Here is a 279-nt window from a genome sequence, read left to right as displayed (position 1 = left end):
CCGAAACACCTGTCGGACTACCTGCTCAAGCAGTTCAACCTCAGCGAGAGCGAGCTGTATCAGGTCAATGGCCCGGTGAACCTGACGCGCCTGTTCAGTATCACCGGCCTGGACAGCCATCCGGAGCTGCAATACACGCCGTTCACGCCGCAGATCCCGAAGTTGCTGCAAAACAGCGAGAACATCTTCAGTGTGGTGAGCAAGCAGGACATTCTGCTGCTGCACCCGTTCGAGTCCTTTACCCCGGTGGTCGACCTGCTGCGCCAGGCCGCCAAGGAC

At 59.5% G+C, this 279-nt stretch carries 1 pseudogene; it reads left to right on the top strand.

Annotated elements, in window-relative coordinates:
* A pseudogene (locus tag KZZ04_RS18950) lies at positions 1-279 on the top strand (RNA degradosome polyphosphate kinase); the annotation flags it as partial.

Source organism: Pseudoalteromonas sp. CR1 (assembly GCF_019392235.1).
In the GTDB taxonomy this organism is placed as follows: domain Bacteria; phylum Pseudomonadota; class Gammaproteobacteria; order Enterobacterales; family Alteromonadaceae; genus Pseudoalteromonas.
This window is presented reverse-complemented; position numbering and strand designations above follow the sequence as displayed.